The sequence below is a fragment of the Streptomyces sp. NPDC047081 genome (assembly GCF_040643775.1).
GTDB lineage: Bacteria > Actinomycetota > Actinomycetes > Streptomycetales > Streptomycetaceae > Streptomyces.
This window is the reverse complement of record NZ_JBEYUY010000002.1, coordinates 550,712-572,811: the sequence shown is the minus strand read 5'-3', so window position 1 is coordinate 572,811 and position 22,100 is coordinate 550,712. Positions and strand designations below refer to the sequence as shown.

The following is a 22,100-nucleotide window of genomic DNA, read 5'->3' as shown; positions in this document are numbered from 1 at the left end:
CACCGGCGGCCGTCGCGGCGGACGGCCGGGCGCCGACCGTGCCGGGCCGCGCCCGGGGCCGGGTGGTCGGCAGCCGGGCGGTGCAGCTGTCCTGGTCCGCCGCGACCGACGACACGGGCGTGGCCTCGTACGACGTCTATCAAGGCGGCTCGAAGATCCACAGCGTGGGCGGGGCCCAGACGGCGGCCGTGGTGACCGGGCTGCGGCCGGGCACCCGCTACGCCTTCACCGTGCGGGCCCGGGACGCCGCCGACAACGTCTCGCCGCCCGGCGCCACCGTCCGGCTCACCACCCCCGGCACCGACGACGGCCGCGCCACCGCCCCCACCGGCTTCCACGCGACGGCACACCGCGCCGACGGCGCCTACTACCTCGACCTCGCCTGGATCCCGCCCAAAGCGGACGGCGTCATCGCCGAGTACCAGATCCGCCTCGACGGGCAGCCGGCCACCTCGCTGGTGTACGGCGGGAACGCGCCGCGCGACCGGGCGACGTACTCCTTCTACGTCGGCCGGGAGGCGGGCGAGACGCACCGGGTGCGGATCCGGGCGAAGCTGCCCGACGGGACCTGGGGCGGCTTCACCGCCGAGCGGACGGTGACCACGGGCTGAGCCCAGTTCCCTGGGCCGGACGAAGGAATCCGTCACCTGCACGGCCGTCGCCCGCATGCGCGGCGGGCCGGGGGCACGTTGGCTTCCCCTGAGGCAGCACGGGCGTCTCCCGATCCTCGGCGGCGCTAGGGATGTACCGCCGACCGTGCCGCCGGAGGGCAGTCCCATGCGCAACTCATCGCTTCTCCTCCGCTCCGGCCTGGCCGTGGCGGCCGCCGCGCTTCCGGTCGCCCTGGCAGCCACCCCCGCCGCGGCCCTGGGCACGGGGATCTCCGTCAGCACCAGTGGCTCGACCGTGTCGGTGACCACCACGGTGTGCAACCAGACCAGCTCCAACGGCATGTGGGGCACCGCCTCGCTACTCAACAGCAGCCAGGCGAACTTCGCCCAGGGCCGGCAGGTCGCCCTGTCGGGGACGACCAGTCTCCAGACGGCCGCCTGGCAGGGCGTGAGCCCGGGGACCTACACCGTCGTGGTCATGTGCGCGGCCAACAACACGACCGCGGGCAGCCAGTCGGTCATCGTCTCGGCCGCCTCGACGCCGACGATCTCCGCGACCTCCTCGCCGTCGCTCGGCGTCATGGGCGGTCTCGGCGGCGCCGTGCGGGACTACGGTCCGCTGACCCTGGCGGTGGGCAGCGCCCTGGTCGGTACGGGCGTCATCGCGACGGGCTGGTACCTGCGCCGCCGCGCGAAGCCGTACCGGCTCTGACGACCGCGGGATTCACTCGGGACCGGTGTCGGGGAGTTCGCCGAGCTCCGTCAGGGCGTGTGTGAGCCACTGCGTCCAGAAGGTCTCCAGGTCGATGCCGGCCCGCAGGACGAGGTGCCGCAGCCGGTCCTGGGGAGTGTCCCTGCCGGGCGGGAAGTCGCGCTTCTCGATCTCCTCGTACTCCGCCAACTGCCGCTGGTGCAGGGCGAGATGGCGGCGCAGGTCGGCCTCGATGCCGTCGGTGCCCACGACGGCCGAGGCGCGCATCCGCAGCAGCAGCGTGTCGCGGTGCGGCTTGGGGTCCTGGGACGCGGCGGTCCAGCGGGCCAGTTCGGCGCGGCCCGCGGGCAGGACCTCGTACCTCTTCTTCTGCCCGCGGGCCGGCTGCTCGCTCGGCAGCGCCCGGATGTGCCCCTCGGCCTCCAGTTTTCCCAGCTCGCGATAGATCTGCTGATGCGTCGCCGACCAGAAGTAGCCGATCGACCTGTCGAACCGGCGGGTCAGCTCCAGCCCCGAGGACGGCTTTTCCAGCAGGGCGGTCAGGATCGCGTGCGGGAGTGACATGGAGTCATCCTAGGTACGGCGCCTAGAGGGCGGCCGCGACCTCGGTGCCCTGCTTGATGGCGCGCTTGGCGTCCAGTTCGGCGGCCACGTCGGCGCCGCCGATCAGGTGCGCGCTGCGGCCGGCGGCGAGCAGCTCCTCGTACAGGTCGCGGCGCGGCTCCTGCCCGGTGCACAGCACGATGGTGTCGACGGGCAGGACCGTGCTCTCCTCGCCGATGGTGACGTGCAGTCCGGCGTCGTCGATGAGGTCGTAGCGGACGCCCGGGACCATGGTGACGCCGCGGTGCTTGAGCTCGGTGCGGTGGATCCAGCCCGTCGTCTTGCCGAGGCCGGCGCCGACCTTGCTGGTCTTGCGCTGGAGCAGGTGGACGGTGCGCGGCGGGGCGGTCCGCTCGGGCGCGGCGAGTCCGCCGGGCGCCGCGTAGTCCATGTCGACGCCCCACTGCCGGAAGTACGTCGCCGGGTCCTCGTGCGCCTTGTCGCCGCCGTCGGTGAGGAACTCGGCGACGTCGAAGCCGATGCCGCCCGCGCCGAGGATGGCGACGCGGTCGCCGACGGGGGCGTTGTCGCGCAGCACGTCGAGGTAGCCGACGACGCTCGGGTGGTCGACGCCGGGGATGTCGGGGGTGCGGGGGGTGACGCCGGTGGCCACGACGACCTCGTCGTAGTCCGCCAAGTCACCCGCCCCGACAGGGGTGTTGAGGCGTACGTCGACGCCGTGGGCGGCGAGCTGGTGGCGGAAGTAGCGGAGCGTCTCGTCGAACTCCTGCTTGCCGGGGACCTTGCGGGCGACGTTGAGCTGCCCGCCGATCTCGCTCGCGGCGTCGAAGAGGGTCACCTCGTGGCCGCGTTCGGCCGCCGAGACTGCGCAGGCGAGCCCGGCCGGGCCGGCGCCGACGACGGCGACGCGCTTCTTCAACCGGGTCGGGGAGAGCACGAGTTCGGTCTCGTGGCAGGCGCGCGGATTGACCAGGCAGGAGGTGATCTTGAGGCTGAAGGTGTGGTCCAGGCAGGCCTGGTTGCAGCCGATGCAGGTGTTGATGGCCTCGGGAGTGCCGGCCGCCGCCTTGTTCACGAAGTCGGGGTCGGCGAGCATCGGGCGGGCCATGGAGACCATGTCCGCGTAGCCCCCGGCGAGCAACTCCTCGGCCACCTCGGGGGTGTTGATGCGGTTGGTGGTGACGAGCGGGATGGACACCTCGCCCATGAGGCGCTTGGTCACCCAGGTGTAGGCGCCGCGCGGCACGGAGGTGGCGATGGTGGGGATGCGGGCCTCGTGCCAGCCGATGCCGGTGTTGATGATGGTCGCGCCGGCCGCCTCGACGGCCTTGGCGAGCGTGATGACCTCGTCGAGCGTGGAGCCGCCCGGGACCAGGTCCAGCATGGACAGCCGGTAGACGATGATGAAGTCCTCGCCGACGGCCTCGCGCACCCGCCGCACGATCTCGACCGGGAAGCGCATCCGGTTCTCGTACGAGCCGCCCCAGCGGTCGGTGCGCTGGTTGGTCTGCGCGGCGATGAACTCGTTGATGAGGTAGCCCTCGGAGCCCATGATCTCCACGCCGTCGTAGCCGGCCTGCCGGGCGAGGCGGGCGGCGCGGGCATAGTCGTCGATGGTCCGCTCGACCTCGTCGTCGGTGAGCTCGCGCGGCGGGAAGGGGCTGATCGGTGCCTGCAGCGGGCTCGGCGCGACGAGCTCCTGGTGGTAGGCGTACCGCCCGAAGTGCAGGATCTGCATGGCGATCCGCCCGCCGGCGCGGTGCACCGCGTCGGTGATCACCGTGTGCTGCCCGGCCTCGGCGTCGGTGGTCAGCTTGGCTCCACCTTCGTACGGCCGCCCCGCCTCGTTGGGCGCGATGCCACCGGTGACGATCAGGCCCACTCCCCCGCGCGCCCGGGCGGCGTAGAACTCCGCCATGCGCTCGAAGCCGCGCTCGGCCTCCTCCAGGCCCACGTGCATCGAGCCCATGAGGACGCGGTTGGGCAGCGTGGTGAAGCCCAGGTCGAGCGGTTTCAGCAGATGGGGGTAGCGGCTCATCGGGCCCTCCGTCGCGGTGTCGTGCCTCTGTTGTAGAGGACCGCGAAGGTTTTATGCAACTAGTTGCACAAGGAGGGCCCGACTCTGTGATCAGCGACTCTCGAGGACCACGTGCAGTTCCCGCTCCTGGTCTCCGGACATGGACGAGAGGTCACGCACCGTGAACAGGGAGTCCAGGGTGGTGCGCAGGCGCTCGATCGCCCAGTAACCGCCCTGCGCGTCGGCCTCGACGGAGGACGACAGCCGGGCGGGCGCCGGGCAGCTGTGCGCGTCGGTCACCTCGAACGTGCCGAGCCACACCATCGGCCGTGTCTCGTGAAGCTGCTGCGGCACCTCGTCGGCACCGCGGTCGGACTCGAAGCACGCGCACAGCGTGTCGAACACGATCCGCGCGTCCTCCTTGCTGCATCCGCTGATCTCGAGGGAGACGGACTCGTCGTGCAGTCGCTCACGGTCCATCGTGATCGCTCCTCTCCTGGGGTGGGCGCGGCCGTGCGGGTTCCCCGCGAACCGCGCCACATCCCCAGAAAAGCACCACAGTCCGTCCGGGACCAGCGAGAGCTCAGCTCTTGGTGAACCGGTACGTCTTGCTGTCCGTCAGGATGCAGAAGCCGGGCGACATCACGATCACCCGCAGGGTGCCGGTCCGGCGGTCGTAGTCGATGCCCTCCGCCTCGAAGGTGCCGGAGCAGGAGCTGCGCAGCGGGAGCTGGCGCAGCGCGGTGACATGCCCGGTGACGTTCGCGGAGCCGGGCTGGGCGGACAGGTCGATCTGGAGCAGCGGCTTGGTGTAGCCGAACAGGCTGCGGTCCGGGTCGTCCGAGGAGCACAGCAGCGTGGTCGCGCCGGTGAAGTCGCAGCCCTGGACGTCGCGCACGGCATGGTCCAGGTTGACGACGGACGCGAGCGGGAGGTTCGCGGACGGCGAGGTGCTCTTGTTGGCGCCCGGCGTCGGGAAGACCAGGAAGCGGGTCATCGTGCCCCACTCGCCGGACAGCATGTACTGGCTGTCGGGCGAGATCGCGGCCCAGGAGTTGTTGAGGGCCTCGCCGGAGGCGAGCGTGTGGACGTACTCGGACCAGGTGCCGTCGGGGGCCTGGGCCCGGTACATCTTGGCGGTGCCGGAGTCCGCCTGGTACGGCTCGACGTAGTAGCCGTCGTAGGACTCGTCGGGGTCGCCGACGTGGTTCCAGCCGCGGCTGGAGACGCCGACCGGGATGGTGCCGATCCCGGTGTACCGGTTGGCGCTGTTGGCGGGGACCTCCACCGAGGTCAGGCCCTGACTCTCGGTCAGCGGGTCGGCGCGGTCGGAGCCGACCTCGGTCCAGGTGTCGGCGGCGGAGGCGGGCGGAGCGGCCGACAGGACCGCCGCGGCGGCCAGGGCGAGGGCAGCCGTGAGAACTGCTTGACAACGTTGCCGGGCGCGCAGGGGCATGGGAGGGCTCCTCCATGGCGGGGGTGGGCGCGGGGCGTGCTCGGCGGACAGTCTGGCCCGCTGGTGTGGTCATGTACAGACCAACAGGCTAACGGGGGCTTTCGGCTCGGCGACGGTCGGTGCCGGGTACTGTCGTGACCGCCGCCGGGGACGCTCCCGCGTGTGTTGAGGGATGGTGGAGGTGGGCGACGGGGGCGTCACAGGGACGGTTGAACGCGGTAGAACATGGGGAGTCGGCACGGGGGACGGCGTGCCGCGCGAAACGGGCGAAGGCGGTGCGTGGGATGAGTGCACCCGGGTTTCCGGCGGCCGAGGGCCAGGAGCCGGTGCGGCCGAGCGGGCTGCTCGACGTGCTGGGCGTGGCCTCGGTGGTCCTGGACGCCCGCGGGCACGTCGTGCTGTGGAGCCCGCAGGCCGAAGAGCTGTTCGGCTATCCCGCGCAGGAGGCGCTCGGGCAGTACGCGGCCCGGATCATGGTCCACGAGGAGCACCTGGACCTGGTGGTCAAACTCTTCGCCGACGTCATGCTCACCGGCCAGAGCTGGGCCGGGGCCTTCCCCATCCGGCGCAAGGACGGCACCACACGGCTGGTGGAGTTCCGCAACATGCGGCTCCTCGACGACCACGGCGACGTGTACGCGCTGGGGCTGTGCGCCGACCGTTCGACGGTACGGCGGCTGGAGCGGGACGTGGCGCTGTCCACGCAGGTCATCACCCAGTCCCCGGTCGGGCTCGCCGTCTTCGACACCGATCTGCGGTACGTGTCGGTCAATCCGGCACTGGAGCCGCTCAACGGGGTGCCCGCCGGCGAGCACATCGGCCGCTCCGTCCGCGAGGTCCTGCCGCTCCTCGACGTCGACGCCATCGAGACGGCGATGCGCCGGGTGCTGGAGACGGGCCGGCCCGTCGTCGACCGGAAGACGGTCGGGTGGACGCCGGCCGCCCCGGAGGACGAGCGTGCCTGGCTGATCTCGCTGTACCGGCTGGAGGACGCCACCGGCACCGTCCTGGGCCTGGCGGGCTCGGTCGTCGACGTCACCGAGCAGCACCGGGCGGGCATAGAGGCCGAGGCCGCACGCCGGCGGCTGGCCCTCATCGCCGACGCCTCGGCCCGTATAGGCACGACGCTGGAGCTGGACCGCACCGCACGCGAACTGGCCGACGTGGCCGTGCCGGAGCTCGCCGACATCGCCGCCGTGGACCTCCTCGAAGCGGTGGTGGAGGGCAGACGAAGCAGCCTGGGTCCCTCGGAGTCGGCGGTGATCCGGGCCCTGGCCGTGGAGGCGGACGACGCCCCGGAGGCGCTGCGTGCGGCCGATCCGCCCGGGCAGGTGGCCCGGTACGGCCCGGACCGCCTGGTGACCGAGTGCGTGCGCACCGGCCGGCCGGTCATGGTGGCCGAGGTCCGGCCCGCGGACCTGCCCCGCATCGCCCGCTCCCCCGAGGCGGCCGAGCTGCTGGCCGAGGCGGGCGTCCACTCCTATCTGGCCGTACCCCTGATCGCGCGCGGCGAGGTGCTGGGCGCCCTCGATCTCAAGCGCACCCGCAACCCGGTGCCGTTCGGCGAGGACGACCTGCTGCTCGCCCGGGAGCTGGCGGCCCGGGCGGCGGTGCAGATCGACAACGCCCGCTGGTACCAGAACGCCCGCGACACCGCCCTCACCCTCCAGCGCAGCCTGCTGCCCAGCCACCCACCGGTCACCGGCGGCCTCGAGGTCGCCTCCCGCTATCAGCCCGCGGGCGCCACCAGCGAGGTCGGCGGCGACTGGTTCGACGTGATCCCGCTGGACGACGGCAAGACGGCGCTGGTGGTGGGCGACGTGATGGGCAGCGGCATCAACGCGGCCGCCACGATGGGCCGGCTGCGCACCGCGACGAACACGCTGGCCTCCCTCGACCTCGATCCGGCGCGGCTCCTGGAACACCTGGACCGGATCACCGATGGCCTGGACCACTCCATCGCGACCTGCGTGTACGCCGTCCACGACCCCGAGCTGCGGCAGTGCAGGATCGCCAACGCCGGCCATCTGCCGCCGGCCCGGCTGCGCGCGGGGCGCCCGCCGGAGCTGCTCGAACTGCCCACGGGAGCCCCGCTGGGCGTCGGCGGCGTCGCCTTCTCCACCACCACGGTCGACCTCGAACCCGGCGACCGCCTGGTCTTCTACACCGACGGTCTGGTGGAGACCCGCCAACACCCGCTCGACGAACGCCTGGACGCGCTGCTCGCCCTGCTGGACGGCCCCGACCGGCCGCTGGAGGAGGTCTGCGACCTGCTGCTGCGCACCCTGCACCAGCCGGACAACTCCGACGACGTGGCGCTTCTCATCGCCCGCGTGCAGAAGGCGAGTTGAGGATCCTCGTAGACCGGGGACGTACGCCCGGTTTTCACAGGTATTGATTACCTGCCCCTTATCGCCGCCATCGCACAATCACAGCAAGGCATGGCATGGGGATGCCGGGTGCCGTGGCCGATGGGAGCGAGCCGTGATGCACGAACCGGACGAGGAACAGGGCGGGACCACACCGGAGTGGGAAGTGATGACCGGCCCGGGCGGCCCCGAGCGGGCGCAGGAGCCCGCCTGGGACAGGGTCTGGCGCAAACGCTCCACCCGGTCGCGGGCGGTCATCGCGGTGGCCACGGTCGCCGTGCTGGCGCTGGGCGGCACGGTCGCCTACGCCGCGACCAGCAGCGGTCCGGCCACGGGCGCCACGCCCTCGGCGTCCGGTTCGCCGTCCCCGAGCGGGCCCGACGGCGGGCACGGCGGCCGGTGGTTCGACTTCGGTGGCATGGGCGTGCACGGCGAGTCGACCGTCAAGGACCAGGACACCGGCAAGTGGGTCGTACGGGTGTGGCAGCGCGGCACCGTCGAGAAGGTGTCCGGCGACCAGGTCACGGTCAAGAGCGAGGACGGCGCCGAGTGGACGTGGACCGTGAACTCGGACACGACCGTGCTGCAGGACGGCACGAAGAGCACCGGCTCCGGTGACCTGAAGAAGGACGAGACCGTCTTCCTGGTCGGCACCCGCTCGGACAGCGGCACCAGGACGGCGACCCGGGTGCTCTCCGGGACCTTCGACGACAAGGGACAGGACGGCAAGGGCCCGGGCGGCGACGGACGCGGCGGATTCCCGGGCCACGGCCCGCGGGACTGGCGCATGCCTTCCCCGCCGGCCAGCCCGTCACCGAGCCCTTCGGGGAGCGGCGCGACGACGTGAGAACCGGGCGCGTTAGGCCCTGATACCGATCACCACGTTCGCGTACCGCTCCTCGTCGGTCGCCAGACGTGCCTTCAGGCCGCTGTCGGCGAAGGCTTCCACGGCCGCCGGGGCCTGCGCCTCGCTCGTCTCGACCAGCAGGCAACCTCCCGGCGCCAGCCAGCGCGGCGCCTCTACCGCGACCCGGCGCAGGACGTCGAGGCCGTCACCGCCGCCGTCGAGGGCGACGAGCGGCTCGTGGTCGCGGGCCTCGGCGGGCAGCAGGCCGACCTCGCCGGTGGGGACGTACGGCACATTGGCCGCGAGGATGTCGATACGACCGCGCAGTTCGGCCGGCAGGGCCTCGTACAGGTCGCCCGCGTGGACGTGGCCGCCGACGCCGGCGACATTGCGGCGGGCGCAGCGGACCGCGGCCGGGTCGATGTCGGCGGCGTGCAGCTCGATCTCGCCGAGCGCGGTGGCGAGAGCCGTGCCGACGGCCCCCGAGCCGCAGCACAGGTCGACCACGACGGACGCCCGCGGGGCCAGGGCGAGGGCCTGTTCGACGAGGAATTCGGTACGGCGGCGGGGCACGAAGACGCCAGGTTCCACCGTGATCCGCAGTCCGCGGAACTCGGCCCACCCGAGGACGAGTTCGAGGGGAAGGCCGGCTACCCGGCGGTCGACCAGGCCGGACAGTTCCTGCGGGGTGCGGGCGGCGGCCAGGATCAACCGGGCCTCGTCCTCGGCGAAGACACAGCCGGCGGCGCGCAGCGCGGCGACGACCGAGTCGCGTACGGACGGAGAGATTGGAGGCATGGAAGCCGAGAGCCTTTCGGGGAGTCGAAGGGCGCTCTCGCGGTCGCCTACCGGCGGTGATCCGCGTCGATCCGAGGTGAGAGCACCCGACCTGCCACAGCGGTAATGGGTCTCACCTCCTCGGTCTTTGGCGGCCGGGTCGATCCACGGCCGCCGGTCACATTACCCCAACGCTCAGACGCCGACGGTCTCCTCGACCTCCTCTTCCTCGGCAGCCCGTCGCCGCCGAAGTACAGGAAGCTGCGGATGCCCTCGACGAATCCGGCGCCGTTCCAGAAGGCGTGCAGGGTGCCGAAGAAGCCGTTCTGTGGTCCAGCGCTTGAGGAAGGTGTGCAGGCCCACGCCGATGAAGAGGATGCCGGCGGAGTAGAGCCAGGCCATGCCCCACAGGCTCGTGAGGTCGTGGTGGGCGAGGCGGAAGACGGGTCCGGCGAGCAGCGCGCCGATGCCGCTGACGACCGCCGAGACGTCGAGCGCGGCGACGGACGCGTAGGAGCCGATGCTCAGCGCGATCAGCAGGAACAACAGGCCCTGTCCGGCAGGGTCGTCGTCGACCGGGGCGGCGATGTCCGTCACCATACGTGGAGCTTGTCTCCCGGCCCCGTCCTTGACGTCACTGCGAACACCTTGGCCTCGGGCCCGGCGCCGACCACGGCGACCGGCAGATGGTGGGGCTCCGGAGTCACGGACGCCCCCCATGTACGCGGGCCCCATGCCGACGACGCCCAATGGTTGACTTATACAACTCCCACCAAGTTGTACTATACAACCAGGCGAGTGAGGGAGATACCGGTGGACGCGGACGAGGCCGTGGAGGCGATCCAGCGCGAGATGACGGTCTTCGCCCGCCGGGCCCGGGCCTCGGCGGGACGCATGCACCCCGAGCTGTCCCTGGTGTCGTACACCCTGCTCGGGCACCTGGAGGAGAGCGGCGGCTGCCGGGCCACCGATCTGGCCGCGCACTACGCGCTGGACAAGTCGACGGTCAGCCGGCAGGTCGCCGCGCTGGAGCGGGCCCGGCTCGTGGAGCGGCGGCTGGACCCGGACGACCACCGCGTCCAGGTCCTGCATCTGACCGAGCCGGGCCGCCGGATCCTCGCCCAGGTGACCGACAGTCGCCGCGCGGCCTTCCGGGAGCGGCTCGCGGGCTGGGCCGAGGACGACCTGGAGCGGTTCGCCGACTACCTCGTGCGCTACAACTCGTGGACACCGCCGGAGGGCGACGCCTAGGAGAGGGCCAACGCCCTCTCGTCCGGGAGGTGTTGGGGCGCGCGGGCCGCCCCGAACACGGTGGTGCGGCGCAGGGCGAAGCCGAGGGACTCGTACAGGCGGATGGCGGTGGTGTTGGCGGCGCCGGTGTGCAGGAACGGGGTCTCGCCGCGCTCCCGGATGCCGTGCGCGACGGCCAGGATCAGCCGGGTCGCGAGGCCCTCGCCGCGGTACGCAGAGTCGGTGCAGACGGCGCTGATCTCGGTCCAGCCGGGCGGGTGCAGCCGCTCCCCCGCCATGGCGATCAGGGCGCCGTCCCGGCGGATGCCCAGGTAGGTGCCGAGCTCGATGGTGCGTGCCTCGAAGGGGCCGGGGCGGGTGCGGGCGACCAGGTCGAGCATCTCGGGCACGTCGGCGGGGCCCAGACGGACGGCCTCCGGGTCCGGTGCGGCGTCCAGGCCGTCGTCGACGAGCTGTACGCCGTCGATCTTCATGGTGATCTCCCAGCCCTCCGGGACCTCGCCCCGGAAGCCGGGCAGCGGCACCTCGGCGCCGGGGCCCCAGAGCGCCGCGAGGTCCGCCCAGTCCTCCGCGTCGGGCTGGTCGGGCAGCGCCAGCCAGGGCGAGACGTCGACGGGGTAGCGCAGTACCCGGCCGCGGCGTTCGGCGAAGTGCGCGTGCGGACCGGTGAGGGAGGCCAGGGCGGGGTTGTCGAGTATGTGGCTCATCCCGCGACCTCGATCACGATCTTGCCGCGGGCGTGGCCCTCCTCGACCGTGCGCAGCGCCTCGCCCGCCCGCTCCAGCGGGAAGGTCTGCGTGACGTTCGGGTCGAGGTCGCCGTTCAGCACCAGCTCGGCGACGGCGTCGAGCACGGCGGCGGTGCGGGCCCGGGCGACCCGGGCCCCGCCGAGTTCCTCGACGACCTCGGCCGGTGCTCCGGCGGTGATCAGTTTCGTACGGTCGTCGAGGAGGCTCGCGGCCTCGGTGAGCACCTCGCCGCCGACCAGGTCGTACACGGCGTCGACGCCGTCGGGGGCTGCCGCGCGCACCCGCTCGGCGAGGTCCGGGCCGGACGGGACGTGGACCGCGCCGTACGCCTCGACGAAGTCCTTCTTGGCCTCGCTCGCGACGCCCACGACACGCAGCCCGAAGGCGCGGGCGATCTGCACGGCCGCGATACCGACCCCGCCGCCCGCGCCGGTGACCAGGACCGTGGCGCCGGCGGGCAGGTCGAGCTGGCGGATCCCGTCGTGCGCGGTGGCCGCGGCCACCGGGAGGGTCGCGGCGTCCCGGAAGGAGAGCGCGGACGGCTTGCGGGCCGTGACGGCGGTGGGCAGCAGGGTGTACTCGGCATAGCCGCCGGTCGCCGTGTTCCCGAAGACCTCGTCCCCGACCGCGATCCCGGCCGCATCGGGGCCGGTCTCGACGACGACGCCGGACACCTCGTTGCCCAGCACCACCGGGAACTCGCGCTCGCCGCTCTCGCCGGGCCGCCGGTAGCCGGTGCGCTGCTTCCAGTCGACCGGGTTCACGCCCGCGGCACGCACCGCGACGAGCACCTGGCCCGGGCCGGGCACCGGCCGGTCCACCTCCACGAGCTCCTCGGTCTCCGGTCCGCCGTACCGGGTGAAGACGTACGCCTTCGGCATTGCTCCCACTCTCCTTCGCTCGCGCCTGGCATCAGTCGGCAAGGAAGATCGGCGAGCTGCTATTCCCCGTGCGCGGGAGTGTTCATACGGCCGCAATGATCGCCGCGCTGACCAGGGACGGAGCACCGAAGACGGCACGTTACGGTTGAAGCATGAACGTCACCCGAGGCTTCACCGGACGCGCCCGCGTCCACAATCCGGGGCTGCCACCCGGCCAGTACGACGCGGGCGAGGACTGGCCCGTGCTGTCCGCCGAGGTCACGCCCGAGCTGACGCCGGCCGACTGGAGCTTCCGCGTCGACGGGCTCGTGGAACGGCCGCGCAGCTGGGACTGGGAGCAGGCGCACGCGCTGCCGGCGTCGGAGTACCGGGGCGACATCCACTGTGTGACGAGCTGGTCGAAGTTCGGGGTCCGGTTCGGGGGCGTGTCTTTGGACGCCTTCTTCAATGTGGTGCGGCCACATGTGTCCGCCACACATGCCGTCGCCTACTCGCACACCGGCTACACCACGAACCTCCCGCTCGCCGACCTGACCGGCGGGCGCGCCTGGATCGCGTTCGAGTACGAGGGGAAGCCGCTCGACCCCGAGCACGGCGGTCCGGCGCGGCTGCTGGTGCCGCATCTGTACTTCTGGAAGAGCGCCAAGTGGATCGCGGGCATCCGGCTGCTGGACCACGACGAGCCGGGGTTCTGGGAGCAGAACGGCTATCACGCGCGGGGCAACCCGTGGGAGGAGCAGCGGTACTCCGGTGACTGAGACCTTCACTCCCCCGACCCGCTTCGCCGTGCCCGGCCGGATCGCGGTGAGCAACCGGGCCGCCGCGGTGTGGCAGACCGCCACGCTCACCGAGATCCGCCGTGAGACTCCGCACGCCTCGACGTTCCGGTTCGCGGTGCCCGCCTGGGCCGGGCATCTGCCCGGCCAGCATCTGATGCTGCGGCTGACCGCCGAGGACGGCTACGCGGCCCAGCGGCACTACTCCATCGCGTCCGCGCCCGAGGACGCCGGGCACATCGAGCTGACCCTGGACCATGTCGAGGGCGGTGAGGTGTCGGGCTGGTTCCACACGGTGGCCAAGCCCGGCGACGAGGTCGAGGTGCGCGGTCCGCTGAGCGGCTTCTTCGCCTGGCCCGGCGACCGGCCCGCGCTGCTGATCGGCGCGGGCTCCGGGGTCGTACCCCTGATGTCGATGGTGCGGCACCACCGGGCGCGCGGCCTCGACGTGCCGTTGCGGCTGCTGGTGTCGGCGCGCAGTCCCGAGGAGCTCATCTACGCGCGGGAGTTCGGCGCGGAGACGACGCCCGTCTTCACACGGATTGCGCCGGAGGGTGTGGCGGTAGGACGTATGGCCGCGGCACATGTGGCGCCGCTCCTGGCCGAGCAGCCTTCTGGTGGGTGGGAGGCCTATGTGTGCGGGTCGAACGCCTTCGCGGAGCACGCCTCGCGGCTGCTCGTCGCGGCCGGGCAGCCCGTGGACCGGATCAGGATCGAGCGCTTCGGCTGATTTTCCGGTCGCTTCGGCCGATTTTCCGGTGCCGCCGGGCCCGAACGACGTGAACGTTCTCCGACGGGTTGGGTATCCGGTTGTTACGGGCACTCGCGCGCAAACACGGTGCGGAGAGACAATACGGATCTGACACGGTACGGCCCCTCCGGCTCCGGTGACGGCGAGGAGGTCGAGATGCGAACCCGGGTGCGCGGCTGGCGCTGGCGGCGCAATCCGCTGCGGCGTCGGTCGGACGTCGTCGAGGCGTGGACGGCGCTGGTCGCCGCGGTGCTGCTGTTCGTGGGCGCGCCGCTGGTGGGCGCGCTCGTCGGCTGGTGGGCGCACGGCGAGGCGCGGTCCGTCGCGGCGGCGGAACGGGCCGAGCGGCACCGGGTGCGAGCCAAGGTGATCGGCACGACTCCCGACCAGTTGCCCTCGGTGCAGGGCGGGCGTGAGCACTCGTTCCGGGTGGATGTGCGCTGGACGGACCCGGTCACCGGCACGCACACCACCAGGGCACGTGTCCCGGCGGGGACCGGTCACGGCGACACGGTCGACGTCTGGCTCGACGCCCAGGGCCGGACGGTCAGCCCACCACCCGGCCAGACCCAGATCTGGCAGCACACGGTCACGATCGGCACCTGCGCCGCGGGCGGCACGGTGGCGGTGGTCCTCCTGGCCAACGCGGTGATCCACCGCGTGACCCTCGGCCACCGCCTGACCGAGTGGGAAGCGGAGTGGACCCGCACGGAACCCTTGTGGACACGGAGGCAGGCGGGCGGGCCCGACAGTGGTCCGGCGGGGACGGTGTGACGAACGCTGAACGGTTGGGCGAGGACGGTCTGACGACGGTCAGGCCGGGCGCGGTGTGACGATGCTGGGGCCGGGTACGGCGATGCCACCCGAGCCGCGGAGCCGCCGAGCCGCCGAGCAAGCCCGCGATCCCGTCTGCACGATCCGTCAGCAGCCCGGTGAGCGCGGCGTGACGGCGGTCCGGCACGCGGTCTCACGGCTCCCCGGCGGGTGCGGTCCGACCGCCGCCCCCTCGGCCCCCGCCGCTAGCCGGCCCCCTGCATCCGACGCGCGACCCGCCCATGGTCCCGCAGTGCATCCGCCAGCCCCGGCAGCACAGGTTCGGCCCGGTCCACCAGTACCCGGCCACCCACCACCGTCGTCCAGGCGCGAGCCGGCCCGCAGCGGAGCCAAGCCTCGATCGGGTCGGTCAGCGCGCCCGCCAGGGCGACCTCGTGGAGGTCCCAGACGACCAGGTCGGCGCAGGCGCCGGGGCGCAGGTGCCCCAGTTCGTCGGCGCGGCCGAGGCAGCGGGCCGAGCCACGGGTCGCGAGGTCGAGGGCGTCACGGGCGGTCATCGCGCCGGGGCCACCGCGGTAGCGGCCCAGCAGCAGGGCGCCCCGCGTCTCCATCCAGAGCGAGGCGTGGTCGGTGGAGGCCGAGCCGTCGCAGCCGATGCCGACGGGCAGCCCGAGTTCGCGCATCTCCCTCACCCGGGCCGTACCGCCGCCGATCAGCATGTTGGAGCTGGGGCAGTGCGCCACCCCGACACCGGCGTCCGCGAGCCGGCGCAGTTCGTCGTCGTTGGGATAGATGCAGTGGGCGACCCAGGTGCGGTCGCTCATCCAGCCGCAGTCCTCGAAGTACTCGACGGGCCGGCAGCCGTACGTCTCCAGGCAGTACGTGTCCTCGTCGTGGTCCTCGGCGAGGTGCGTGTGCAGGCGTACGTCGTACCGCTCGGCCAGCTCCGCGGTCGCCGTCATGACCTCCTTGGTCACCGAGAACGGCGAGCAGGGCGCGAGCGCGACCCGGATCAGCGCGCCCGGTTCCGGGTCGTGGTGCGCCTTGATCAGCCGCTCGCTGTCGGCGAGGACCTCGTCCGTGGTCTGGGTGACGCTCCGCGGCGGCAAACCGCCGTCCTCCACGGAGCGCGTCATCGAACCGCGCGTGGCGTGGAAGCGGAAGCCGATGTCGCGGGCGGCGCGGATCTCGGCGTCGACGAGGTTCGGGCGGGGGTGGACGTACAGGTGGTCGGACGACGTGGTGCAGCCGCCCATGAGCAGTTCGGCCATGCCGACGTACGCGGACACGTAGGCGGCCTCCTCGTCGAGGGCGGCCCACAGCGGGTAGAGCGTGGTCAGCCAGTCGAAGAGGGTGCCGTTCACGGCGGGGGCGTAGGAGCGGGTGAGGTTCTGGTAGATGTGGTGGTGCGTGTTGATCAACCCGGGGGTGACGAGCCTCCCACCTGCGGAGACGGTCGTACGCGCCGCGGGCTCGCTCCCGGGCGTGCCCACCGCCGTGACCCGGCCGTTCGTCACGGCCAGCCAGCCGCCGGGGATCTCCCGATCCCCGTCGACGACCAGCAGTCCGGCGTCCTTGACCAGCAGATCCACGAGTGACGACATGGCGCCATCGTAGAGGCGCGGTCCGGGAAGGACCTGGCGAGTCGTCCGACCTCACACGTACGGTGTGATCATCCGGTACGTCCCTACTCAAAGGCGGTCCTACATGGCCCTGTTCGACCTCCCCCTCGACGAGCTCCACGAGTACCGCAGCGCGTCCGCCGAGCCCGAGGACTTCGACGCGTTCTGGTCCAAGACCCTGCAGGAGGCCCGCGAGCACGACCTGGACGCCCGCTTCGAACCGGTCGACACGGGTCTGACGACGGTGCGGGTGTACGACGTGACGTTCGCGGGGTTCGGCGGGCACCCGGTGAAGGGCTGGCTGACGCTGCCCGCCCAGGCGGCCGAACCGTTGCCGCTGGTCGTGGAGTTCATCGGTTACGGGGGCGGACGCGGCCTCCCGCACGAGCACCTGCTGTGGGCGTCGACCGGCCGGGCGCACTTCGTGATGGACACGCGCGGCCAGGGCAGCGCGTGGGGCGGCGGCGGTGGCACCGCGGACCCGGTGGGCGGGGCGCCCGCGTACCCCGGATTCATGACGCGCGGCATCGACGCGCCGGAGAACTACTACTACCGCCGCGTCTTCACGGACGCCGTGCGCGCCGTCGAGGCGGCCCGCTCCCACCCCCTGACCGACGCCTCCCGCACGGCGGTCCTCGGCGCGAGCCAGGGCGGCGGCATCACGATCGCCGTCGCGGGCCTGGTACCCGACGTCGTCGCGGCGGCCCCGGACGTCCCCTTCCTGTGCGACTACCCGCGCGCCGCGACCCTGACGGACCGTCACCCGTACCGCGAGATCGGCCTGTTCCTCAAGACCCACCGCGGCCGCTCCGCGGACGCCCTGCGCACCCTCGCCTATTTCGACGGCGTCCACTTCGCCGCCCGCGCCCGCACCCCCGCGCTGTTCTCGGCGGCCCTGGAGGACCAGACCTGCCCACCCTCGACGGTCTTCGCGGCCTTCAACGCCTGGGCCCACGAGGACAAGCAGATCGAGGTGTACGACTTCAACGACCACGAGGGCGGGGGGCCTTACCAGGAGGCGGCCAAGGTGAGGTGGCTTCGGGAGTACGCCTGAGCGGCTCCAGACCGCGCCCGGGCGGACGGTGATCGTCAGGGATAGACATATTCCACGCGGATCCCAGCCTGCTCGGGCAGGACGATGACCTCAGGGTGGTCGAAGGTCCACCCGCTCGGGATGAGGAAGAGCTTGCCGTCCGAGTACGCGACGAGCTTCAGCCCCTCGTACCGGTAGCGGTATGCCCCGGGAGAGTCGAAAACGGTGGGCCGGACACCAGGTGCACCGTACAGACGAAGATCCTTGTCGCTGAACACCGTCACGCTGGTGGTGTCACCGAGGTGCGCGACCAGGCTCTTCGCGGCGCCTCGCCCTTGGATCTCGGCGAAGGTGCCGGCGGTCCAGAACAGAAGGATCACGACGAGCCCCAGGACGTAGACAGCCAGCGAGGCGCTCCAGGTCAGCCAAGCGGGCCCGGGCGCCCGCTGCCCCTCAGTTTCGTCCTCGTCCTGCGTGGGCGGCCGGTTCTCCCCGCCGGCCTGCGTTCTGGCCCACAGAGCGCCGGCCCAACACGCCAGCAGTACCCCCACAGTGAGCGATGCGGGCAGCCCCAGTTCCCACCATCGCGGCGAGAGCCGCAGAAACGCCCAGGTGCAGACCGGGACCACGACGAGGCACGAGACAAGTCCAGAACAGACCCGGCTGCGGAGCCTCTCGCGATCCGTGGACAGCCTCACCAGAAGGGGATCGGCGATCCGCCAGAGCAGCGCCACTCCGGCAACGATCAGCAGTGGATCGAACAGTGCCGCGATGCTGCTGAGCACATACCTCTGCGCCGATGAATTGAGCTGGCTCTCGGAATAGCCGAGATAACCGGAGAATGCCTGGTTCCTCTTCCATCCGAAATAGAACAGCAATGCGGCCAGCAGTGAAACCTGCGCTGCCATGGTCGCGCCGGCCTGCACCAGAAAGGCCCGAATGGACGAGGCGCCGGATCGCGGCGTCCGGAGCGGCTCAGGGGTGCTCATGCCGGCGGTCAGCAGCGGCCGAAGGTGCCGTTGTCGCCGGTCGCGACGTGGAAGCGCGCGTCCGGGTGCTCGCGGTGCAAGGTCACCAGCTGTTCGAGCAGCAGATACCCGTTACCCTCCTCGCAGCCGGTGTCCGCCAGGCCACCGGAGGACGAGAGGGCGTAGTACGCGCTCTCCGCAACCTTCCAGTCCGCCTGCCCCTCGGGCGCCACGGCCGGGCAGACGGCCCTCAGGCCCCGTAGCAGCGTTGCCAGGCCGTCCTGCGCCTGGGTGTCCTGTACGTCTTCGCACTCCTGGTACACGAGGCTCGCGTACCAATCGGACGAAGACACGTCCAACACGGCGTCGGACGGCGTCGTGGTGTCCTCCTCAGGAGAGGTGTCACCCTCGGAAGGACCTTCACCCGGGGGCGGAGTGGATCCGGTGGGGCTGCCCGAAGGTGCGCCAGTCTCACCGAATCCCGGCCAGCTGACCCCTACGTCCGGCCTCTTACCGACCGGGCCCCCCTTCGATGCCGACGGGGCCGGCGCACCGTGGCCGGGGCCGGCAGTCCCGGTCTGCGTACGGGTGACCTCACCTCCGGGCGCGGTGCCGGAATCGACCGCTGTGTCCGTGACATCCGACGGCACTCTTCTTTGTTCCGGAGATCCGCACCCAAGAGCGGTTGCCAGAACCATCGCCACGACAAGTGAAGCCAAGCGCCACGATTTAGTGATCCGCCTCATCGACATCCCCCTCCCGGTAACGACGAATTCGCCGAATCGGTAGCAGGATTATGCGCCCCTGCTCCGGACCGGAAAAGGGATGAGCCTGTTTATGAACTCCCCATCCCGGAACGCGACTTCACCAAGGCACCAGCTACATCCCGCCGCACATCTTCCCTCCAGTCCGACCAGTCGGTACGTTCTGGATGCCCGGGCCGCAGCGTCGCGGTCCGGGGTTCCGGTGGACGGCGGAGGATCCCATGGCGGAGCGTGAGCCACACGTGGACGGTCACTGCGACGAACGGTTCGCGGTGGTGCGGGAGGCGTTCGAGGAGAACTTCCGGGAGCGGGGCGAGCTCGGCGCCGCCGTCACCGTTCGGGTCGGTGGCGAGACCGTGGTGGATCTCTGGGGCGGGTGGGCCGACTCCGCGCGCACCCGGGCCTGGGAGCGGGACACGCTCGTCAATGTGTGGTCCACGACCAAGGGGCCCGTCGCCCTGTGCGCGCACATCCTCGCCGACCGGGGGCTGCTCGACTTCGACGCGCCCGTGGCCCAGTACTGGCCGGAGTTCGCCGCGGCCGGCAAGGAGAAGGTGCTCGTACGGCATCTGCTGTCGCACCGGGCCGGGCTGTCCGGGCCGCGGGAGCCGCACTCGCTGGAGCAGCTCTACGACTGGGAGTTCACGACGCGGCGGCTCGCGGCGACCGAGCCCTGGTGGGAGCCGGGGACCGCGTCCGGGTATCACGCGTTCACGTACGGCTTCCTCGTCGGGGAGGTGGTGCGGCGGGTCTCCGGGCTGCGGCCGGGGGCGTTCCTGGAGCGGGAGGTGACCGGGCCGCTCGGGATCGACTTCACCGTCGGGCTGCCGGAGGCGGAGGCCGGCCGGGCGGCGGAGCTGGTGCATCCGCCTGCCGCGTCGAGCAGCGAACAGGCCGCGATCTTCAGCCAGTTGACGCCCGCGGCGCTCGCCGCGCTGACCAATCCGATCGTCGGCGCCGACGAGGCCAACACCGCCGCGTGGCGGGCCGCCGAGATCCCGGCCGCGAACGGTCACGGCACCGCGCGGGCCGTCGCCGCGCTGTACGGGATCTTCGCGGGACGGGGGTCGTACGACGGCCACCGCGTCCTGTCCGAGGCGGCGGCCGAGCGGGTGCGCGAGGGGCAGGGCGGCTGCCGGGACCTGGTGCTCGGCATCGGGCTCGACGGCGAGACGGAGCTCGGGCTCGGCCTCTGGCTGAGCGGGGAGAACGGATCGTACGGGCCCAACCCGAAGGCTTTCGGACACGACGGCTTCGGCGGCTCCTGCGGACTCGCCGACCCGGAGACGGGCGTCTCGCTGGGGTACGTCATGAACCGGATGGGGCCTCATATCGCCAACGACCCGCGGAAGATGGCACTGATCGAGGCCCTCTACAGCGCGCTGTGAGCGCCATTGCGGGCGGTGCGGTTTCGGCCGAACCACCGGGTCGGCCTTCCCTGGTGGTTTAGACCAATGCTAGATCTGGTGACGCAATCAGCCCGCACGACTACGGCACGTCACCAACAGGAGGCGCGGCATGGCCCGCACCACCCCGCACGATCACGCCCGCGCCGAGGGGCGGCCACTGTACCGGCGCGTCGCCGCGCAGCTGCTCGGCGAGCTGCGCGACGGCACGGTTCCGCCCGGCGAACGGCTGCCGGGCGAACGGCAGTTGGCCGAGCACTTCGGGGTCAGCAGGGAGACCGTACGGCAGGCGCTGGAGGTGCTGCGCCGGGACGGCCTCGTCGCCACCGACCGGCGCGGCAGCCACGCCACGCTGCCCGGACTGCCGGTACAGACCCCGTCCACGCCGGCCTTCCCGCTCGGTGCCCGGACCGCCGACCCCGCTTCGGCCGACCGGTCCACGGTCGCCTGGGAGACTCCCCCGCCGGAACACGCCGAGGCCCTGGGGCTCGCCCCGCACCGGCCGACGCTGGTGCACCGCTACGAGTCGGCGAGCGCGGACGGCCTTGGCCGCCGTACGGCCGTGACGTCGTTCTCGGCCGTCGCCCTGTCGGAGGTCGAGGAGCTGGCCCGCTACCGCGACCGCGCGGACGGCGCCGCCTCGGCCCAACTCCGGCGCGCCTACGACTGGATGCGCAGGGCGGGCCTGACCCTATACCACCGCGACTCCATCACCCCGCTCGCGGACGCACCGTCGGTTCGGGTGCGGCGGCGCGTGCACGACCAGTACGCACGACCGCTGGAAATCACCGACCTGGTCGTGGACGCCCAACAGGACGCCCTGGTCTATGAGTTCACGTTGCCCGCGGCCGGGTGAGGGGCGGCGGGCCTGAGGACGGCATCGCCTGCGTCCAGTCCGTCCCGGACGAAGGCGGTCATGCCACTTCTCCCTCCTGCTCGATCCGCAGGCCCGGGACCCGGTCCCAGCCCGTCACCCTCATCACCCGCTGGATGTGCGGGGCGACGCCCGAGAGTTCGAGGGTGCCGCCGGCCGCGTACAGGCCGAGGGCGGTGAACACCAGCAGGCGCAGGGCGCCCACGTCGATGAAGCTCAGTTCGTGCAGGTCGAGGCGGGTGCGGAAGCCGTTCGCGGTGCGGGTGTGGGCGCGGAGGGTCTCGGCGTGCAGGGCGCGGGCGACGGCGGTGACGTTGGTGTCGTCGACCTCGCCTGCCAGCGCGAGGCCCGGGGGTGCGAACGTGCGGGTGATGGCCAGGAGGTCGTCGCGCCAGACGTCGTCGGCGCCGACCCGGCCGTGGTGGAGCCCGGTGAGCGGGGCGAGTTCGGTCTCGTCGAAGACGCGGCGGTCGTACTGGCAGATGCCGAGCACCGGCATCGAGGCGAACACGGGGTCGAGCAGCAGCTCGCTGTCGTGCAGGGTCTTGAGGCCGCTGCCGGCCCGGGCGCGCAGGGTCTCGGTGCACACCCGCAGGCCGAGGAAGCCGTCCCCGACCGCGAGGCGCGCCTCCCGGCGGATCACCTCGTCCAGGTCCCACAGCCCGTCGGGCCCGGCGAGATGCGGGTCGACGCGCAGCCGGCCGGCCGCGATCTCCTCGTCGACCCGGCAGCCGTGCGTCTCCAGGAAGGAGAGGGCGAGTCCCGCCGGGATGTCGGCGGGCGGCAGTAAGAGCCCGCGGTGGCCACTGGCGAGGCCGTCCAGCAGGAACGCGGCGAGTACGGTCTCGCGCTCCTCGTCGGTGTCGTATCCGAGCAGCAGATGGTCCCCGTGTCGCAT

Annotated in this window: 22 protein-coding genes and 1 pseudogene; 11 read left to right on the top strand and 12 right to left on the bottom strand. The window is 72.1% G+C overall.

Going from position 1 to position 22,100, the window contains the following annotated elements; genetic code table 11:
• Both ABZ848_RS05700 and ABZ848_RS05695 read left to right on the top strand, forming a co-directional pair.
• A partial coding sequence (locus ABZ848_RS05700) for a fibronectin type III domain-containing protein (protein ID WP_360825792.1) occupies positions 1-611 on the top strand: 611 nt, incomplete at its 5' end.
• A 166-nt stretch (positions 612-777) separates the two neighbouring features.
• Positions 778-1,323 (top strand): hypothetical protein, encoded by a 546-nt coding sequence (locus ABZ848_RS05695; protein ID WP_360825790.1) that lies wholly within the window; start codon positions 778-780, stop codon positions 1,321-1,323.
• 12 nt (positions 1,324-1,335) lie between these two features.
• On the opposite strand, the gene ABZ848_RS05690 is transcribed toward ABZ848_RS05695, so the two are convergent.
• The 4 genes from ABZ848_RS05690 to ABZ848_RS05675 all read right to left on the bottom strand — a co-directional run bounded on the left by ABZ848_RS05690 (position 1,336) and on the right by ABZ848_RS05675 (position 5,360).
• Entirely contained in the window at positions 1,336-1,887 is a 552-nt protein-coding gene (locus tag ABZ848_RS05690) for a PadR family transcriptional regulator (RefSeq protein ID WP_360825788.1), read from the bottom strand.
• A 22-nt stretch (positions 1,888-1,909) separates the two neighbouring features.
• A complete protein-coding gene (locus ABZ848_RS05685) occupies positions 1,910-3,925 on the bottom strand; it encodes an NADPH-dependent 2,4-dienoyl-CoA reductase (RefSeq protein ID WP_360825785.1) in 2,016 nt (671 codons plus the stop codon).
• Between the two features lie 90 nt (positions 3,926-4,015).
• On the bottom strand, positions 4,016-4,384 hold the full coding sequence (locus ABZ848_RS05680) for a hypothetical protein (protein WP_360825782.1): 369 nt from the start codon (positions 4,382-4,384) through the stop codon (positions 4,016-4,018).
• 103 nt (positions 4,385-4,487) lie between these two features.
• Complete coding sequence (locus ABZ848_RS05675) at positions 4,488-5,360, bottom strand: hypothetical protein (RefSeq protein ID WP_360825779.1); 873 nt, start codon at positions 5,358-5,360, stop codon at positions 4,488-4,490.
• A 284-nt stretch (positions 5,361-5,644) separates the two neighbouring features.
• Here ABZ848_RS05675 and ABZ848_RS05670 point away from each other — a divergent pair, with 284 nt between their 5' ends.
• On the top strand, positions 5,645-7,711 hold the full coding sequence (locus ABZ848_RS05670) for a SpoIIE family protein phosphatase (RefSeq protein WP_360825776.1): 2,067 nt from the start codon (positions 5,645-5,647) through the stop codon (positions 7,709-7,711).
• A 136-nt stretch (positions 7,712-7,847) separates the two neighbouring features.
• The gene (locus ABZ848_RS05665; RefSeq protein WP_360825836.1) at positions 7,848-8,576 is read left to right on the top strand and encodes a hypothetical protein; all 729 of its coding nucleotides are present in this window, start codon (positions 7,848-7,850) and stop codon (positions 8,574-8,576) included.
• Between the two features lie 12 nt (positions 8,577-8,588).
• Here the strand turns inward: ABZ848_RS05665 and ABZ848_RS05660 are convergent, their stop codons facing one another.
• Positions 8,589-9,374: a putative protein N(5)-glutamine methyltransferase gene (locus ABZ848_RS05660; RefSeq protein WP_360825773.1), complete on the bottom strand. Its 786-nt coding sequence runs from the start codon at positions 9,372-9,374 to the stop codon at positions 8,589-8,591.
• A 206-nt stretch (positions 9,375-9,580) separates the two neighbouring features.
• Positions 9,581-10,139: pseudogene (locus ABZ848_RS05655) on the bottom strand (hypothetical protein); the annotation flags it as partial.
• 27 nt (positions 10,140-10,166) lie between these two features.
• Here ABZ848_RS05655 and ABZ848_RS05650 point away from each other — a divergent pair.
• Positions 10,167-10,604 carry a MarR family winged helix-turn-helix transcriptional regulator gene (locus ABZ848_RS05650; RefSeq protein WP_360825770.1) on the top strand — a complete coding sequence of 146 codons (438 nt, stop codon included), beginning with the start codon at positions 10,167-10,169 and terminating at the stop codon, positions 10,602-10,604.
• On the opposite strand, the gene ABZ848_RS05645 is transcribed toward ABZ848_RS05650, so the two are convergent.
• Both ABZ848_RS05645 and ABZ848_RS05640 read right to left on the bottom strand, forming a co-directional pair.
• Positions 10,601-11,311 (bottom strand): GNAT family N-acetyltransferase, encoded by a 711-nt coding sequence (locus ABZ848_RS05645; protein WP_360825767.1) that lies wholly within the window; start codon positions 11,309-11,311, stop codon positions 10,601-10,603. The two genes, ABZ848_RS05650 and ABZ848_RS05645, sit on opposite strands and share 4 nt — an antisense overlap.
• Complete coding sequence (locus ABZ848_RS05640) at positions 11,308-12,234, bottom strand: NADP-dependent oxidoreductase (protein WP_360825764.1); 927 nt, start codon at positions 12,232-12,234, stop codon at positions 11,308-11,310. The genes ABZ848_RS05645 and ABZ848_RS05640 overlap by 4 nt, the downstream gene beginning before the upstream one ends.
• A gap of 152 nt (positions 12,235-12,386) precedes the next feature.
• Between ABZ848_RS05640 and ABZ848_RS05635 the strand changes: the two genes are divergently transcribed.
• The 3 genes from ABZ848_RS05635 to ABZ848_RS05625 all read left to right on the top strand — a co-directional run bounded on the left by ABZ848_RS05635 (position 12,387) and on the right by ABZ848_RS05625 (position 14,535).
• Positions 12,387-12,992 carry a sulfite oxidase-like oxidoreductase gene (locus ABZ848_RS05635; RefSeq protein WP_360825761.1) on the top strand — a complete coding sequence of 202 codons (606 nt, stop codon included), beginning with the start codon at positions 12,387-12,389 and terminating at the stop codon, positions 12,990-12,992.
• A complete protein-coding gene (locus tag ABZ848_RS05630; protein WP_360825758.1) occupies positions 12,985-13,740 on the top strand; it encodes a ferredoxin reductase in 756 nt (251 codons plus the stop codon). Before ABZ848_RS05635 ends, ABZ848_RS05630 begins: the two co-directional genes overlap by 8 nt.
• A gap of 177 nt (positions 13,741-13,917) precedes the next feature.
• Positions 13,918-14,535 carry a hypothetical protein gene (locus ABZ848_RS05625; protein ID WP_360825755.1) on the top strand — a complete coding sequence of 206 codons (618 nt, stop codon included), beginning with the start codon at positions 13,918-13,920 and terminating at the stop codon, positions 14,533-14,535.
• Positions 14,536-14,780: 245 nt separating this feature from the next.
• Here ABZ848_RS05625 and ABZ848_RS05620 read toward each other — a convergent pair whose 3' ends face one another.
• Positions 14,781-16,139, bottom strand: a complete 1,359-nt coding sequence (locus tag ABZ848_RS05620; RefSeq protein ID WP_360825752.1) for an 8-oxoguanine deaminase — start codon at positions 16,137-16,139, stop codon at positions 14,781-14,783.
• A 103-nt stretch (positions 16,140-16,242) separates the two neighbouring features.
• Between ABZ848_RS05620 and ABZ848_RS05615 the strand changes: the two genes are divergently transcribed.
• A complete protein-coding gene (locus ABZ848_RS05615; RefSeq protein ID WP_360825749.1) occupies positions 16,243-17,211 on the top strand; it encodes an acetylxylan esterase in 969 nt (322 codons plus the stop codon).
• Between the two features lie 35 nt (positions 17,212-17,246).
• On the opposite strand, the gene ABZ848_RS05610 is transcribed toward ABZ848_RS05615, so the two are convergent.
• Positions 17,247-18,179: a hypothetical protein gene (locus ABZ848_RS05610; RefSeq protein ID WP_360825747.1), complete on the bottom strand. Its 933-nt coding sequence runs from the start codon at positions 18,177-18,179 to the stop codon at positions 17,247-17,249.
• Positions 18,180-18,187: 8 nt separating this feature from the next.
• Positions 18,188-18,511: a hypothetical protein gene (locus ABZ848_RS05605; RefSeq protein WP_360825744.1), complete on the bottom strand. Its 324-nt coding sequence runs from the start codon at positions 18,509-18,511 to the stop codon at positions 18,188-18,190.
• Positions 18,512-19,143: 632 nt separating this feature from the next.
• Here ABZ848_RS05605 and ABZ848_RS05600 point away from each other — a divergent pair.
• Both ABZ848_RS05600 and ABZ848_RS05595 read left to right on the top strand, forming a co-directional pair.
• Positions 19,144-20,310, top strand: coding sequence for a serine hydrolase domain-containing protein (locus ABZ848_RS05600; RefSeq protein ID WP_360825741.1), 1,167 nt, complete (start codon positions 19,144-19,146; stop codon positions 20,308-20,310).
• 130 nt (positions 20,311-20,440) lie between these two features.
• Positions 20,441-21,184, top strand: coding sequence for a GntR family transcriptional regulator (locus tag ABZ848_RS05595; protein WP_360825738.1), 744 nt, complete (start codon positions 20,441-20,443; stop codon positions 21,182-21,184).
• 58 nt (positions 21,185-21,242) lie between these two features.
• Here ABZ848_RS05595 and ABZ848_RS05590 read toward each other — a convergent pair whose 3' ends face one another.
• The gene (locus tag ABZ848_RS05590) at positions 21,243-22,100 is read right to left on the bottom strand and encodes an MEDS domain-containing protein (RefSeq protein WP_360825735.1); all 858 of its coding nucleotides are present in this window, start codon (positions 22,098-22,100) and stop codon (positions 21,243-21,245) included.

What these genes read in the sequence shown, in the direction of transcription:
- ABZ848_RS05680 (WP_360825782.1), bottom strand. Translation starts at nt 4,384, where the DNA reads ATGGACCGTGAGCGACTGCACGACGAGTCCGTCTCCCTCGAGATCAGC.
- ABZ848_RS05665 (WP_360825836.1), top strand. Translation starts at nt 7,848, where the DNA reads ATGCACGAACCGGACGAGGAACAGGGCGGGACCACACCGGAGTGGGAA.
- ABZ848_RS05620 (WP_360825752.1), bottom strand. Translation starts at nt 16,139, where the DNA reads ATGTCGTCACTCGTGGATCTGCTGGTCAAGGACGCCGGACTGCTGGTC.
- ABZ848_RS05690 (WP_360825788.1), bottom strand. Translation starts at nt 1,887, where the DNA reads ATGTCACTCCCGCACGCGATCCTGACCGCCCTGCTGGAAAAGCCGTCC.
- ABZ848_RS05610 (WP_360825747.1), bottom strand. Translation starts at nt 18,179, where the DNA reads ATGAGCACCCCTGAGCCGCTCCGGACGCCGCGATCCGGCGCCTCGTCC.
- ABZ848_RS05670 (WP_360825776.1), top strand. Translation starts at nt 5,645, where the DNA reads ATGAGTGCACCCGGGTTTCCGGCGGCCGAGGGCCAGGAGCCGGTGCGG.
- ABZ848_RS05685 (WP_360825785.1), bottom strand. Translation starts at nt 3,925, where the DNA reads ATGAGCCGCTACCCCCATCTGCTGAAACCGCTCGACCTGGGCTTCACC.
- ABZ848_RS05625 (WP_360825755.1), top strand. Translation starts at nt 13,918, where the DNA reads ATGCGAACCCGGGTGCGCGGCTGGCGCTGGCGGCGCAATCCGCTGCGG.
- ABZ848_RS05660 (WP_360825773.1), bottom strand. Translation starts at nt 9,374, where the DNA reads ATGCCTCCAATCTCTCCGTCCGTACGCGACTCGGTCGTCGCCGCGCTG.
- ABZ848_RS05635 (WP_360825761.1), top strand. Translation starts at nt 12,387, where the DNA reads ATGAACGTCACCCGAGGCTTCACCGGACGCGCCCGCGTCCACAATCCG.
- ABZ848_RS05615 (WP_360825749.1), top strand. Translation starts at nt 16,243, where the DNA reads ATGGCCCTGTTCGACCTCCCCCTCGACGAGCTCCACGAGTACCGCAGC.
- ABZ848_RS05675 (WP_360825779.1), bottom strand. Translation starts at nt 5,360, where the DNA reads ATGCCCCTGCGCGCCCGGCAACGTTGTCAAGCAGTTCTCACGGCTGCC.
- ABZ848_RS05640 (WP_360825764.1), bottom strand. Translation starts at nt 12,234, where the DNA reads ATGCCGAAGGCGTACGTCTTCACCCGGTACGGCGGACCGGAGACCGAG.
- ABZ848_RS05600 (WP_360825741.1), top strand. Translation starts at nt 19,144, where the DNA reads ATGGCGGAGCGTGAGCCACACGTGGACGGTCACTGCGACGAACGGTTC.
- ABZ848_RS05695 (WP_360825790.1), top strand. Translation starts at nt 778, where the DNA reads ATGCGCAACTCATCGCTTCTCCTCCGCTCCGGCCTGGCCGTGGCGGCC.
- ABZ848_RS05590 (WP_360825735.1), bottom strand. Translation starts at nt 22,100, where the DNA reads ATGCGACACGGGGACCATCTGCTGCTCGGATACGACACCGACGAGGAG.
- ABZ848_RS05645 (WP_360825767.1), bottom strand. Translation starts at nt 11,311, where the DNA reads ATGAGCCACATACTCGACAACCCCGCCCTGGCCTCCCTCACCGGTCCG.
- ABZ848_RS05595 (WP_360825738.1), top strand. Translation starts at nt 20,441, where the DNA reads ATGGCCCGCACCACCCCGCACGATCACGCCCGCGCCGAGGGGCGGCCA.